Source organism: Ruegeria sp. O4 (assembly GCF_056535125.1).
In genome coordinates, this window is sequence record NZ_JBQERO010000001.1 from 608,196 (window position 1) to 620,656 (window position 12,461).

The 12,461-nt window shown below is 59.0% G+C and carries 14 protein-coding genes and 1 tRNA gene; 11 read left to right on the top strand and 4 right to left on the bottom strand.

Features of this window, described 5'->3' with window-relative positions; genetic code table 11:
- The first annotated feature begins 154 nt into the window (after window positions 1-154).
- Window positions 155-1,408 carry a tyrosine--tRNA ligase gene (tyrS, locus tag ACR0J7_RS03015; RefSeq protein WP_267363943.1) on the top strand — a complete coding sequence of 418 codons (1,254 nt, stop codon included), beginning with the start codon at window positions 155-157 and terminating at the stop codon, window positions 1,406-1,408.
- A 78-nt stretch (window positions 1,409-1,486) separates the two neighbouring features.
- On the opposite strand, the gene ACR0J7_RS03020 is transcribed toward tyrS, so the two are convergent.
- Window positions 1,487-2,233, bottom strand: coding sequence for a hypothetical protein (locus tag ACR0J7_RS03020; protein WP_480913253.1), 747 nt, complete (start codon window positions 2,231-2,233; stop codon window positions 1,487-1,489).
- Between the two features lie 232 nt (window positions 2,234-2,465).
- Here ACR0J7_RS03020 and ACR0J7_RS03025 point away from each other — a divergent pair, with 232 nt between their 5' ends.
- Together ACR0J7_RS03025 and ACR0J7_RS03030 are read left to right on the top strand one after the other, a co-directional pair.
- Window positions 2,466-3,221 carry a 3-hydroxyacyl-CoA dehydrogenase gene (locus ACR0J7_RS03025; protein ID WP_480564401.1) on the top strand — a complete coding sequence of 252 codons (756 nt, stop codon included), beginning with the start codon at window positions 2,466-2,468 and terminating at the stop codon, window positions 3,219-3,221.
- Window positions 3,222-3,230: 9 nt separating this feature from the next.
- Complete coding sequence (locus tag ACR0J7_RS03030; protein ID WP_480564397.1) at window positions 3,231-3,779, top strand: sugar O-acetyltransferase; 549 nt, start codon at window positions 3,231-3,233, stop codon at window positions 3,777-3,779.
- Here the strand turns inward: ACR0J7_RS03030 and ACR0J7_RS03035 are convergent.
- The 3 genes from ACR0J7_RS03035 to ACR0J7_RS03045 all read right to left on the bottom strand — a co-directional run bounded on the left by ACR0J7_RS03035 (window position 3,776) and on the right by ACR0J7_RS03045 (window position 6,967).
- Window positions 3,776-5,584, bottom strand: coding sequence for an ABC-F family ATP-binding cassette domain-containing protein (locus ACR0J7_RS03035; RefSeq protein WP_480913255.1), 1,809 nt, complete (start codon window positions 5,582-5,584; stop codon window positions 3,776-3,778). The genes ACR0J7_RS03030 and ACR0J7_RS03035 overlap by 4 nt on opposite strands.
- 68 nt (window positions 5,585-5,652) lie before the next feature.
- Window positions 5,653-6,393 carry a GNAT family N-acetyltransferase gene (locus tag ACR0J7_RS03040; protein ID WP_480913257.1) on the bottom strand — a complete coding sequence of 247 codons (741 nt, stop codon included), beginning with the start codon at window positions 6,391-6,393 and terminating at the stop codon, window positions 5,653-5,655.
- A gap of 100 nt (window positions 6,394-6,493) precedes the next feature.
- Window positions 6,494-6,967 carry an outer membrane protein assembly factor BamE gene (locus ACR0J7_RS03045; RefSeq protein WP_480545467.1) on the bottom strand — a complete coding sequence of 158 codons (474 nt, stop codon included), beginning with the start codon at window positions 6,965-6,967 and terminating at the stop codon, window positions 6,494-6,496.
- Between the two features lie 85 nt (window positions 6,968-7,052).
- Between ACR0J7_RS03045 and ACR0J7_RS03050 the strand changes: the two genes are divergently transcribed.
- The 8 genes from ACR0J7_RS03050 to ACR0J7_RS03085 all read left to right on the top strand — a co-directional run bounded on the left by ACR0J7_RS03050 (window position 7,053) and on the right by ACR0J7_RS03085 (window position 12,410).
- Window positions 7,053-7,589 (top strand): YceD family protein, encoded by a 537-nt coding sequence (locus tag ACR0J7_RS03050; RefSeq protein ID WP_480480538.1) that lies wholly within the window; start codon window positions 7,053-7,055, stop codon window positions 7,587-7,589.
- Window positions 7,590-7,794: 205 nt separating this feature from the next.
- Window positions 7,795-8,001 carry a 50S ribosomal protein L32 gene (rpmF, locus tag ACR0J7_RS03055; protein WP_008756996.1) on the top strand — a complete coding sequence of 69 codons (207 nt, stop codon included), beginning with the start codon at window positions 7,795-7,797 and terminating at the stop codon, window positions 7,999-8,001.
- Between the two features lie 24 nt (window positions 8,002-8,025).
- Window positions 8,026-9,114, top strand: a complete 1,089-nt coding sequence (gene plsX / locus ACR0J7_RS03060; protein WP_209503675.1) for a phosphate acyltransferase PlsX — start codon at window positions 8,026-8,028, stop codon at window positions 9,112-9,114.
- Window positions 9,115-9,136: 22 nt separating this feature from the next.
- Window positions 9,137-10,108 (top strand): beta-ketoacyl-ACP synthase III, encoded by a 972-nt coding sequence (locus ACR0J7_RS03065; RefSeq protein ID WP_480913259.1) that lies wholly within the window; start codon window positions 9,137-9,139, stop codon window positions 10,106-10,108.
- 96 nt (window positions 10,109-10,204) lie between these two features.
- A complete protein-coding gene (gene ihfA / locus ACR0J7_RS03070; RefSeq protein ID WP_209503673.1) occupies window positions 10,205-10,507 on the top strand; it encodes an integration host factor subunit alpha in 303 nt (100 codons plus the stop codon).
- Between the two features lie 18 nt (window positions 10,508-10,525).
- Window positions 10,526-11,131: a MerR family transcriptional regulator gene (locus tag ACR0J7_RS03075; protein WP_480913261.1), complete on the top strand. Its 606-nt coding sequence runs from the start codon at window positions 10,526-10,528 to the stop codon at window positions 11,129-11,131.
- A gap of 61 nt (window positions 11,132-11,192) precedes the next feature.
- Window positions 11,193-11,269, top strand: a tRNA-Pro gene (locus ACR0J7_RS03080).
- Window positions 11,270-11,330: 61 nt separating this feature from the next.
- Window positions 11,331-12,410 (top strand): 2'-deoxycytidine 5'-triphosphate deaminase, encoded by a 1,080-nt coding sequence (locus ACR0J7_RS03085; RefSeq protein WP_480564382.1) that lies wholly within the window; start codon window positions 11,331-11,333, stop codon window positions 12,408-12,410.
- Window positions 12,411-12,461 lie beyond the last annotated feature (51 nt).

Sequence of the window (12,461 nt, forward strand, 5' to 3'; positions counted from 1 at the left end):
GTTTTTTTCCGACGTCGCGCTTCAGGATCAACACCCCGGCCATCAAGGTGCGCGCGCATATCACGGCACGCGGTTTTAGAGTGAAAAGGTGGCTTTTCCTCATCCGCAGCGCCGCCTATACAGTGCCCCGCAACACAAACCCCGAGGGCACGATATGACCTACCACCCCAAATCGGATTTCATCGCCACGATGATCGAGCGCGGCTTCCTCGCCGACTGCACCGATTATCAGGGCCTTGACGACGCGCTGATCAGTGGGTGCAAGCCGGCCTATATCGGCTTTGATGCAACGGCCAAGTCGTTGCATGTGGGCAGTCTGATTCAGATCATGATGCTGCGCTGGTTCCAGAAGACCGGTCATCAGCCGATCACCCTTATGGGCGGCGGCACCACCAAGGTGGGCGATCCCTCGTTCCGCGCGGATGAACGCCCCCTGCTGGGACCCGAACAGATTGACGAAAACATCGCGGGCATCAAGAAAGTGTTCGCGGCCTATATCGATTACGACACTGATGCCGAAAACAAGGCGCTGATGTTGAACAATGCCGAATGGCTGGATGATCTGAACTACCTCGATTTCCTGCGCGACATCGGGCGGCATTTCTCGGTCAACCGGATGCTCAGCTTTGAATCGGTGAAATCCCGGCTGGATCGTGAGCAATCGCTGTCGTTTCTCGAGTTCAACTACATGATCCTGCAAGCCTATGACTTTCTGGAGCTGAACCGCCGCTATGGCTGTGTTCTGCAAATGGGCGGTAGCGACCAGTGGGGCAACATCGTCAACGGTATCGACCTGACTCGCCGGGTGCTGGATCACGAAATCTACGGCCTGACCTCACCCCTGCTGACCACCAGCGACGGCAAGAAGATGGGCAAATCGCAGGATGGCGCGGTCTGGCTGAACGCCGAGATGCGCTCGCCCTATGAATTCTGGCAGTTCTGGCGCAACACCACCGATGCGGATGTCGGGCGGTTCCTGAAGCTCTATACCGAATTGCCGGTGGATGAATGTGACCGTCTTGGCGCGCTTGCCGGGTCCGAGATCAATGAGGCCAAAATCCGCCTCGCCAATGAGGTGACAGCCCTTCTCCACGGGGCGCAAGCTGCGGCAACGGCCGAAGCCACGGCCCGTGAAGTGTTCGAAAAAGGTGGGGTTGGCGACGATCTGCCCACCCTGACCCTCAGCGCGGATGAACTGGGCGACGGCATGTCCATCGTGCAGATCATTGTCAAATCAGGCCTCGCCAAATCCGGCAAAGAGGCCAAGCGCCTGATTGCTGAAAACGGGGCCAAACTGGACGACGCTCCGCTGACGGATGCGGGTTTGATGATCGATGCGGGCGCATTGTCATCCCCGATCAAGCTGAGTGCAGGCAAGAAACGCCACGCATTGGTGCAACTGGGCTGACGCCCCTTTCACCTTTGATTGCAAAGCAGGAAACGGCCACCCGATTGGGTGGCCGTATCTATTTTGGAATGGGCAAGGCTACTGACGTCCCTTTCCGCGACCGGTCCGGTCGCGTTCGCCCTCGTCGTCATTGGCGTTGTTTCCGCGACCCGGACTGCTGCCCTCGCCGCCGTTGCCGCCGCCATTGTTCCCCTTATCGCCACCTTTGCCGCCGCCGTTATGGCCCTTTCCGCCGCCGTTATTGCCTTTGCCACCGCCGGGTTCTCCACCGCCACCGCCGGGTTCTCCACCCCCACCGCCGGGCTCTCCACCGCCGCCGCCGGGCTCTCCACCGCCGCCAGGTTCTCCGCCGCCACCGCCGGGCTCTCCACCACCGCCGCCGGGTTCTCCACCGCCACCGCCGGGCTGTCCACCGCCACCACCGGGTTCTTGGCCGCCGTTGTCAGGTTCTCCGCCACCACCGGGGCCGTCTGGACCAGCCGCGTTCGCAAATCCCGCCCCGCCGGGTTCTGAACCGCGACTTTCACCCCGATTCTCTGCCAGACCGGACAGGCTTGCCGTTGGCACATCTGTCAGCAAAGCGGCCAGCCCCGGGCATTGCGCCCCGGTAATGCGCAGCGTTGTCTCAAAATCCGGTCGCTTCTGAAGTCTGTCCAGAAAGCTCGGGGTCACCTGAACACAATCGCAAAGACCGGCATAGTCGCCTGCATTCGCAAGATTTCGAGCCGTTTTCCAGTTACACGTTTCCGGCGCTGCAACAGCACTGCCGGCAACCACAATCCCAAAGACAGGTGCAGCCAGAACAGCGCCCAGTGTTTGTTTCATACCATTTACCATATCGGAACCTCCTGACGAAAAAACACGCAATGGCTGTGATTACTTCGTTCACGAACAGGCGCGTTTTCGTGAAGCGCGGATTAAGATGCCTTAAAGATGCGTATTGACCCGGCGGCGGTCAGTCCGCCCCGCCCCTTTAGGCGTTCAGGCTCAAAGATGTGGACACCGCCCCTGCAAAGCAGTTATTGAACATTTGTTCATATCCCAGGGAGGAGTTCCGATGCACTTGTCCACCACAGCCGCTCTTGTCACCGGCGGCGCATCCGGTCTGGGCGAAGCCACCGCCCGTCACTTTGCCGCGCAGGGTGCGCAAGTCACTATTCTGGACCGTGACGCGGACCGTGGCGCTCTAGTCGCCTCCGAAATCGGTGGGTATTTTGCGCTGACGGATGTAACCGACGAAACCTCGGTCGCAGCTGCCGTACGCCACGGCATGGACAAGATGGGCAAGATCACCGCGACTGTGAACTGCGCGGGTATCGCTTATGGAATCAAGACAGTCGGCAAGGATGGGCCCCACCCGCTGGACGCGTTCCAGCGTACGATCGACATCAATCTTGTCGGCACATTCAACGTCTCAAGGCTGGCCGCTGCCGAGATGGCAAAGAACGAACCCGAACCGGACGGGGCGCGCGGTGTGATCATCAACACTGCATCGATTGCTGCATTCGACGGCCAAAAGGGACAGGCGGCGTATGCTGCATCGAAAGGCGGGGTTGTTGGCATGACCCTGCCAATGGCCCGCGATCTGGCCTCGTCCGGGATTCGCGTCATGACCATTGCGCCGGGTATCTTTATGACCCCGATGTTGGCGGGCCTTCCTGAAGACGTGCAGCAACAACTGGCCGCCGACGTCCCGAACCCGGCCCGCCTGGGTGACCCCAAGGAATACGGGCGGCTGGCCGGTTTCATCGTTGAAATGGGCTATCTGAACGGCGAAGTCATCCGCATCGACGGCGCTCTGCGGATGCGGTAAGACAGCCCTATGTCGGAGCGCCAGAAAATGCAATCCGGGCAGTGGTATTGCTGTCTCGATCCTGAATTGGATGATCTGCGCGCGCGGGCACGACGGGCTGTTCACGCTCACAACACCTGTCCGCCCGACACACGCGGCGCGATGGCCCCGGAACTGCACGCGCTGCTGGGCCATGTCGGCGAGGACTGTTTTCTCGAAGCCCCTTTTCACTGCGCGTATGGAATGAACATCCATCTGGGCAGCCGGGTTTATTTCAATGCCGGATGCGTGGTTCTGGACACGGCCCCCGTTCGGGTCGGCGACGACACGATGTTCGGCCCTAATGTTCAGATTTACTGCGCCCATCATGCCAAGGACCCGGCTGATCGGGCGCAAGGGCTGGAAATAGGCCTGCCCGTAACCATCGGCAGGCACGTTTGGATTGGCGGCGGTGCGATCCTGTTGCCCAGCGTAACCATAGGCGACCACGCCACAATCGGCGCAGGCAGCGTCGTTACCAAAGACGTCCCCGCCAGAGAAACCGTGGCAGGTAATCCGGCAAGGCGTCTGGCGCGCTAAGCGCTTTCAGCCCTCTCTTCGAGCGTCAGCCATTCCTCTTCAGCGGCCGAGAGTTTTTCCTGCCTCTCAACCAGCGCCTCGGTCGCTTTTTGGAACTTCACCGGCTCACGCGTGAACAGCTCGGGATCGGACATCAACTCTTCCAGCTTGGCGATCTCGGCCTCAAGACGCGCGATCTCGGCAGGCAGTTTCTCCAGCCGGTGCTTTTCCGAGAAGGACAGGCCGGATTTCGGCTTTTCTTCCTGCTTGATCTTTGGCTTTGGAGTCTTTGCTTTTTCTACACTTTTTTCGATTACGTCACCGCGCTGCGCGATGTAATCCGACCAACCGCCAGCATAGACTGTCGCCCGTCCGTTCCCCTCCATAGCGATGGTGGTTGTCGCCACGCGGTCCAGAAAATCTCGGTCATGGCTCACCAGCAGAACGGTGCCGTCGTAATCGTCCAAAAGCTCTTGCAGCAGGTCCAGCGTCTCGACATCCAGATCGTTGGTCGGTTCGTCCAGCACCAATAGGTTCGAGGGTTTCGCCATCAGCTTGGCCAGAAGCAACCGGGCTTTTTCCCCACCGGACAGGGATTTGACGGCTGCTCGGGCCTGCCGTTCGTCAAACAGAAATTCCCTGAGATACCCTACAACATGTTTGGGCTGCCCGCCCACCATAACCTGATCGGCCTTGCCCGACACCCGCATTTCCGGATCGCCGGTCAGACTGTCCCACAGGCTCATCTCGGGGTCCAGTTGGGCGCGGGTCTGATCGAACACCGCGATTTCAAGGTTCGTCCCCAAGGAAACCGAGCCCGCGTCCGGCTCCACCTGCCCCAGCAGCATCTTCAGCAACGTTGTTTTTCCAACACCGTTCGGCCCGACAAAGGCCACCCGGTCACCGCGTTGTACCAGCAGATCAAAGTTCCGAACGATCTGAGTGGTATCAAACGCTTTGGCCAGCGCCCTGGCCTCAATCACTTTACGGCCTGATTTTGGCCCGGCCTCCAGTGCCATTGCAGCCGAACCCTGACGTTTGATCTGCGCCGCCTTTTCGGCCCGCAACGCCTGCAAGGCCCGCACCCGGCCTTGGTTACGTTTGCGTCGGGCGCTAATGCCCTCAACCGCCCATTTCGCTTCGGACTTAATCAGGCGGTTCAGCTTGTGGCGTTGCTGGTCTTCTTCCTCCCAGACCTTGTCCCGCCAGGCCTCAAAGGCTTCAAAGCCCTGCTCCTGTCGCCGAACAGCCCCCCGGTCGATCCAAAGTGTTGCCCGGGTCAGCGCCCTTAGAAAGGCCCGGTCATGCGAGATCAGCACAAAGGCCGCTCGGGTCGCGCCAAGTTCGCGTTCCAGCCACGCGATGGCTTCGATATCCAGATGGTTGGTCGGCTCGTCCAGCAACATCAGATCCGGAGCTTCTGCCATCAGCTTGGCCAGCGCAGCCCGCCGCCTCTCTCCGCCCGAAGCCGTCTCAACCGCCCGTGAAGGATCGAACTTCAACCCTTCACCGGCCCGTTCAACCTTGTAAAGTTCTCCCGGCTCCAACCCGCTGGAGGCGTAATCCCCCAACGTGGCAAAGCCTTCCATTGTCGGATCTTGCTCCATATAGCCAACGGATTTTCCGGGCGGCACGACAATCTCGCCCCGATCCGCCTCGACCAGACCGGCCATCACTTTCATCAGCGTGGATTTTCCGGACCCGTTTCGCCCCACCAGCGCAACACGATCACCGGGTTGAACCACCAGATCCAGTTCGGAAAACACCGGGTCACCCCCGAAAGTCAGGGAAATGCCGGACATCTGCAACAAAGGAATTCTCGCCATGTGCGCCAGCTAAACCGGCTGACACATTGCGTCAACGCCCCGTCTTCACCTTTTCAAAAATACTCAATCTACCCGGCCACCGCCCGCAACAGACGTTTGCGTGCCGGCGGGATCGCACCGATTTCCACCCCTGTGAAAACGTGCAGCGTGTTCATGTGGCGATCCACCACTGCATGATCGCTGACCCAACCGCCCATCATCAGATAGGTCCGCAACAAGGGTGGCATCCGCAGCATTGCCTTTTTCACATCTGGTCTGCGCCGCAGACGCGCAGCAAAACGAAACACATCCGGAGCCTTCACGCGTGGCAACCAACGTTTCGGGCCCAGATGGCGGTGTTTGAGCATCGCAAACGCATCCAGATACTGCTCAGTTTCGGTTCCGGCAAAAGAGGAACATCCAAACAGCATCTCGACGTTGTTCCGGTCAACGTAGGCCGTCATTGCCCCCCAGGCTATACGCAGGATGTCGGGGTCGCTGTGATCGGGATGGATACAAAATCGTCCCATTTCAACCATCCGGCCTTCGAAGCCTTCGAGCGAGGTCAGGTCGTAGAACTGTGCCGAATAACTTCGCCCGATCTCGCCGCCACTTTCCATGGTCAGCATCCGAAAGCAGCAGACCAGCCGTTCAGCCGAGCGCATATCCTCGATCAGGATATGGCTACAGCGTGCATCAAATTCGTCGCAGTCCGGTTGCTCTGTGCCAAAAGCCAAGGTCCGCAATGCCTGAGCTGTTCTGATATCCTCGGGCGACTGCGCCAGTCTGGCGCGATAGCGCCCCTTGCTTAACAAAACTGCCGTTGCCACGGTCGCGTCCTCCACGGTTGCCGACCCTCAGGCGTCGGTACGACACCGTTAGCACAAGACATGTGACTGCCCTGTGACCACCGCAAGGTTTTGGCGCAAATTAGTTGGCGCCCGGAATGTTGGCCGGATTGAAGTTGCCGATATTGCCCAGCAGCTGACGCAGGAAGCCTTTGTCCTGAACGTTGGAATCGGTAACGCGGCGCTCCAGAGCAATCACATTCCCGTCTTCAAGACCAAAGCGTTCGATGTTTCTGACAACACCGCGCTGATCAAAACTGATGGCAACCAGTTCGCGCGATACCACCTCGGGCCGCTTCGGACCGTAGTGACGCACGCGAGAGCGGACATAGTAATAGCCCGAATCCCGAACCACGCCGGATGCGCCCGGCGCGCCGATGGCCTCTTGCACGCTGTCACGCGTATCTACGCCAACTTTGATTTCCGCCAGTTCCTCGGCCGGTGGCACATAGCCGTGATTCTTGAAGACAGCCGTACAAGCTCCGGTCGCAGCCAGACAGGCAACAAACACAAGCGATTTCGCAGCTGGTTTCAACCGGTTCACTACCTTCAACATCTGCACCCTCTTGCCTTGGCCTTCTTCGGCTTCTATCCGATTACATAAACCGTTGCCACGGTTCAACACATAGAAAGGCTCACGAATGAGCAACACGACATCATTTCGGGTGTCTGACCTGCCGCAGAACGCCCCGACACGGTTTGATCTGCGCCCTGCAACCACCGTGCTTGAGCAAATCAGGCAAGACCTTGGGCTGCTGGGGCTGCGAAAGCTCAGCTTTTCCGGCGAACTGCGGGCACAAGGCAAACGGGACTGGGTATTGAACGGCAAACTCGGCGCAACTGTCACCCAACCTTGCGTGGTGACGCTGGAACCGGTGACGACAAGGATCGACATTCCAGTGCACCGGACATTTCTTGCGGATTGGGCGGACCCTGATGATCCAGAGTTCGAGATCCCGGAAGATGACGAATCTGAACCTTTAGGACCTGAAATCGATCCGGCCCTTGTCATGATCGAGACCCTGTCTCTGGCTCTGCCACAATATCCACGGAAAGACGGCGCGGAACTGGGTCAGGCTGCCTACACAGAACCGGGCAAACAGGCGATGACGGATGACGATGCCAAACCCTTTGCAGGATTGGCAGGATTGCGCGATGTGCTAAAAAAAGACGAGTGACAGGTGCCGGATTTCCTGTCATAGCAGGCGGTCAGAAAAATCGCTTGAACATGCCGAGAATCGCAGTATTTTCGCGCGCTCATCGGATTTTGGGTTGGACATTGCGGGGCTCGTCGCCTAAACGCGCGTCAAACCACGATAAACGAACTACGAAACCCGGGTCGGCAGCGAATCTGCGGCCCCCAGTCAGACAAAGGTTGAGACCATGGCCGTCCAACAGAACAAAGTTTCCAAGTCGCGTCGCAACAACCGCCGCGCACACGACGCTCTGGTTGCTGCAAACCCGAACGAATGCCCGAACTGCGGCGAGCTGAAACGCCCGCACCACGTTTGTGCATCTTGCGGCCACTATGACGATCGCGAAGTCGTCGCACAGGCCGACGAAATCGATCTGGACGAAGACGCAGCCTAAGCCTGATCGAGCACAGGCCAAGGCATGAACGATCAGCCCACGCACGCCGGACGGATCACCATCTCGGTTGACGCAATGGGAGGGGACGCAGGCCCCGCTGTCGTCGTTGCAGGTCTGGCAAAATCGGCTGGCAAGAACCCGAATATCGGGTTCCTGCTGCACGGGCCCGAACAGGTATTGCGCAAGCTGGTTGCCAAACGACGTGTCCTTGAAGGGCGCGTCGTTTTTCGTGATTGCCCCGACGTTGTCACGATGGAGGACAAGCCCAGCCAGGTTGTGCGCAACGGCAAGCAGACCTCGATGTGGTCCGCGCTGGAAGCGGTTCGTCAGGGCGAAGCTCATGGCGCGGTGTCCTGCGGGAACACCGGTGCCCTGATGGCCCTGTCGATGATGCGTCTGCGCAAATTGCCGGGTGTGAACCGCCCCGCAATCGCGATCCTGTGGCCTTCGCGCAACCCGCAAGGGTTCAATGTAATGCTGGATGTGGGCGCCGATGTACGCGCCGACGCCAAGGACTTGCTGCAATTCGCCCTGATGGGCGCGTCTTATGCGCGCAACGGCATGGCCCTGAACCGACCCCGGATCGGGCTGCTGAACGTTGGCACAGAAGAGCATAAAGGCCGCGCGGAACTGAAAGAAGCACACGCCTTGATCTCGGATTTCGCGGAACAGGCGAATTTCGAATTTGTTGGCTTTGTCGAAGGCAGCGACATTCCCGGTGACAAGGCAGATGTCATTGTTACCGATGGGTTTACCGGCAATGTCGCGATCAAAACGGGTGAAGGCACCGCCGGCCTGATCGGAGATCTTCTGCGTGAGGCGTTCAAATACTCTCCGTTGTCCCGATTGGCTTCGGTCCTGGCCATCACGTCGCTGCAGCGCCTGAAAAAGCGTATTGATCCGCGGCGCGTGAACGGTGGCGTGTTTCTGGGTCTGAACGGGACAGTTATTAAATCCCATGGCGGGGCAGATGCGACCGGAGTGTCGGCGGCGATCAAACTGGCCTTTACCCTGGCACAGTCCGGCTTTGCCGAAAAATTAGCTGCGCGGGTTGCATCCACGGCCCAGCTTGCACAAGATGCCGCGCAAGCTGCGCCGCAGACCGATAAATAACAAAAAAGGCAGTACCTCAAAAATGGCAGGCCGTTCAGTTGTAGTAGGTGTCGGGCATTATTTGCCGGAACGTATTGTTCCAAATTCCGAGTTCGAGAAAACGCTGGACACGACGGATGAGTGGATCAGAACCCGGTCGGGGATCGAACGCCGTCACTTTGCCGCCGATGACGAAACGACGTCGGACCTGGCCACCAAGGCCGCCGAGGCTGCGCTGGCCGATGCGGGCCTGACAGCGGATGATATCGACGCGATTGTCCTGGCGACCTCGACCGCGGACCTGACCTTTCCTTCTGCCGCGACCATGGTTCAGGCCCGGCTGGGCATGACCAGGGGGTTTGCTTTCGACGTACAGGCTGTCTGCGCGGGATTCGTTTTCGCGCTCAGCAACGCAAATGCGTTGATCCTGTCCGGCCAAGCCAAACGCGTGCTGGTCATTGGTGCCGAAACCTTTTCCCGGATTATGGACTGGACCGACCGCTCGACCTGCGTTTTGTTCGGGGATGGCGCCGGCGCATTGGTACTCGAAGCGCAGGACGGCGAAGGCACCGCTGCGGATCGCGGCATACTTGCAACCGATCTGAACTCGGATGGGCGCTACAAGGACCTGCTTTATGTCGATGGGGGTGTTTCGACCCAATCCACCGGGCATCTGCGTATGCAGGGCAATCAGGTCTTCCGACATGCCGTTGAAAAGCTTACCAAAACCGCTGAGACAGCCCTGGGCCGCGCGGGGCTGAGCAACGCTGACGTAGACTGGATTGTTCCTCATCAGGCAAATATTCGCATCATTCAGGGCACGGCCAAAAAGATGGGCCTGCCAATGGAAAACGTAGTTGTGACCGTTCAGGATCACGGCAACACCTCGGCTGCATCCATCCCATTGGCATTGTCGGTTGGTAAACAACGCGGGCAGATCAAACCCGGCGACCTGATCGTGACCGAAGCGATTGGCGGCGGTCTGGCCTGGGGCGCGGTGGTTCTGCGCTGGTAACCGGCGCAATCCAGCTTACACAGCTGCTTGCAATTCATTGATATTGACAGCGAATTTGCCGTACCCGTATGCTTTGACAGCAACAGGGGAAATGACATGGGCGACAATACACTGACTCGAATGGATCTGAGCGAGGCCGTCTTTCGCGAAGTTGGGCTTTCGCGCAACGAAAGTGCGCAGCTGGTCGAAAGCGTTCTGAACCACATGTCCGACGCTCTGGTGCGTGGTGAGCAGGTGAAAATCTCGTCCTTCGGTACGTTCAGTGTTCGCGACAAGACCGCGCGAGTCGGCCGCAACCCCAAAACCGGCGAAGAGGTTCCGATACAGCCCCGCCGTGTACTGACCTTTCGCCCGTCGCATCTTATGAAAGATCGCGTCGCCGTCGGGAATCGCAAGTAACCCCAGGGTCACGCGGATATGAGCAAATCCCGCGACGCGTTTCGCACGATCAGTGAAGTAGCGGATTGGCTTGGTGTCCAGGCCCATGTTTTGCGATTCTGGGAAAGCCGGTTCGCTCAGGTCAAACCGGTCAAACGCGCGGGCGGGCGCCGGTATTATCGCCCCAGTGACATGCGTCTTTTGGGGGGCATAAAGAAACTGCTTCACGAAGACGGGACCACAATCAAGGGCGTACAGCGCATCCTGCGTGAGCAAGGCGTCGCACATGTCGCAGCACTGTCTCCGCCTCTGGACGAACCGGGCCCTGCCCTGATTGAACCCGTTCAAGGTACTGTGGTGCCGTTCGAACCCAAACCAGCTGCAGCCACCGAACAAATCCCTATGGATCTGGACGAACCGGCCAAGCAGCCGGTGAATGAAGGTGTGCAGGCCGAAGCACTTCCCGCAGCTGTGTCAGAACAAGAACCAGAGTCTGACCTGAACACAGCGCCCCTGATGGGCGGAATTGCTTCGCTGGCGTGGAAGTGCGCCGACTTTGACGACGAACTTCTGCGCCGGATTGCACCAATTGCAAAAGACCTGCGCCGCTGGCTGGATCGGGTCGAAACACAGGCGACGGGTTAGGAAAAAAGGCAGTGTTTTCCTCTTGCCCCTGCCGGGAAAATCTTTATGAACGGCCCAACGTCGGGCTATGGCGCAGCCTGGTAGCGCGTCCGTCTGGGGGACGGAAGGTCGCAGGTTCGAGTCCTGCTAGCCCGACCAAATCACACCGACGTTTATGGCACAAAGGCCAGATCCCGCTCTGGCACACGAGGGGATCGAGATGACAGGTGTTTGCGCGAACCAGCAAATCGAAGCGATGATCGCGCGCGGAGAGATTGCCGCCAACCCCGATGTTCTGCCAGCGCAAATTCAACCGGCCAGCCTTGATTTGCGTTTAGGAACAGTTGCTTACCGAGTACGTGCCTCGTTTCTCGCGGGCGAAGGACGGACTGTTACGGATCGCTTGGCCGAGTTTGAAATGCACCGCATCGACATCTCGGACGGCGCTGTTCTGGAAAAGGGCTGCGTCTATCTGGTGCCACTGATGGAATCGCTTGCCCTGCCCCGCGACATGACCGCCGTCGCCAATGCCAAAAGCTCGACCGGGCGGCTTGACCTTCTGACCCGTACCATCACCGATGGTGGCACCGAGTTCGATCGCGTGCCCGCAGGCTACAAAGGCCCGCTGTACGCCGAGATCTGTCCACGTTCGTTTTCAGTTCTGGTCCGACCCGGTATGCGTCTAAACCAGATCCGTTTCCGTCAGGGTCAGGCCGTCTTGTCTGACGCCGAACTGACCGCCCTGCACGCCGAATCGCCGTTGGTGGACGGGCCTGCTGTGATTCATGATGGTCTTGGCTTTTCGGTCGATCTGCAACTGCCCGACACCGATCTGGTCGGCTATCGCGCCAAGCCCCATACCGGGGTAATCGATCTGGACCGAATTGGCGAATACGACCCCCAGGACTATTGGGAGGAAGTGCACACCAAGGACGGTCGCATCATACTTGACCCCGGCGCATTCTATATCCTTGTCAGCCGCGAGGCGGTCCATATCCCGCCGATGTATGCCGCCGAAATGGCACCTTATCTGGCAATGGTTGGTGAATTCCGAGTGCATTATGCCGGGTTCTTCGATCCCGGCTTTGGCCATGCCGCAGCAGGCGGTGCCGGGTCACGCGGTGTGCTTGAGGTGCGATGCCACGAAGCGCCTTTCGTGCTGGAACACGGACAGGTGGTCGGGCGTCTTGTCTATGAGAAAATGGCTGAGATGCCCACGCAGCTATATGGTGCCGGGATTGCATCGAACTATCAGGGGCAAGGCCTGAAACTGTCCAAGCACTTCAAAGCGGCCGTCTAATCCTCAGAATTTCTTTCAACGGTGCATGTGTCGGATAACCCGCGTTTACTG